Raw genomic sequence first — 1,237 nt, forward strand, 5'->3', positions numbered from 1 at the left:
TGATCCGCTACGGAACGCCGGACCATTTTAAGAGTTAGTTTTCGGCGTTAAAATTTCTTGCTCCAGACCTGAATCCCTTACCCGACTTGCGAATTCGAGTGGTGTCATGTCATTGAGAGCAGAGTGAGGCCTGCTCTCATTGTAGTCCCTGCGCCAATCCTCAATGATCGCCTTGGCCTCTGCCAAGGAGCTGAACCAATGCACATTGAGGCATTCATCCCGGAATGATCCGTTAAACGTCTCGATATGGCAATTGTCGGTTGGCTTTCCAAGGCGGCTAAAGTCGATACGCACGCCGTAGTGGTAAGCCCATAGGTCCATCAAGCGCCCAGAGAATTCGCTTCCGTTATCTACAAATACATACTTCGGTGCACCGCGTTGCGCCACCAAGCGATTGAGCATCTCGACCACATGTTCGCCTCTGAGCTTTTGCCCTACCTCGATGGCCAATGATTCCTTGCTGAACACGTCAACGATCGTCAACGTTCTGAACTTCACCCCGTTTGATAGCTGATCGGCCACAAAGTCCATGCTCCAGGCCTCGTTGGGGCGTTTTGGCTGCACCTTGGCCTGGCGCGTCACCACCATCTTGCGTCGTTTGGGCAACTTCGAACGCAACTGCAATTGTTCTTCACGGTAGATCCGATAAGCTTGATGCCGCCCTAACTGCCAACCCTCTCGCCCCAACAATACATGGATGCGCCGATAACCGTAGCGCACACGGGTGCCGGCAATTTCATGCATGCGCCGGCGCAGCGCCAACTGCGGATCCCTGACGCTGCGGTAGTAATAGTTGCTGCGCAAATGTTGCATCAACCTGCAGGCCCGACGTATCTGAATGCCGTAGTGACTGACGATATAGTCCACTACTTCATTCTTCAACGCGGGCCGGGCCATTTTTTTGCAGCGACATCCTGCAAGATCGCTTTATCCAGACTCAGCTCCGCAACCAGCTTTTTGAGCCTTGCGTTTTCCTCTTGGAGTTGCTTGAACTCACGGACCTGATCCGACTGCAAGCCGGCGTATTGCTTCTTCCAGCGATAAAACGTCTGTTCCGAAATACCCACGTTGCGGATCACTTCGGCAACAGGCATTCCTAGTTCCGCCTGCTTCAGCACCGCCACGATCTGCTCCACTGAAAAACGCTTTTTCTTCATGGCAAACCTCCTTTTCCGTTAAGGCACAGTTTGCCGAAAAACTCAATCCAGGTTCGGTCCGATTTCGTCGATGCAGATCA

Annotated in this window: 1 protein-coding gene; it reads right to left on the reverse strand. The window is 52.7% G+C overall.

Features of this window, described 5'->3' with window-relative positions; translation table 11 throughout:
- Positions 1-27: 27 nt before the first annotated feature.
- Positions 28-1,157 (reverse strand): IS3 family transposase gene (locus BGK68_RS27115; RefSeq protein WP_143433002.1). Its coding sequence is split into 2 segments (ribosomal slippage): positions 28-905 and positions 905-1,157, totalling 1,131 coding nucleotides; the frame shifts between segments, so codons are not numbered across the junction.
- Positions 1,158-1,237: the final 80 nt, after the last annotated feature.

This window comes from Herbaspirillum camelliae, from assembly GCF_001929405.1.
Lineage (GTDB): Bacteria > Pseudomonadota > Gammaproteobacteria > Burkholderiales > Burkholderiaceae_D > Herbaspirillum > Herbaspirillum seropedicae.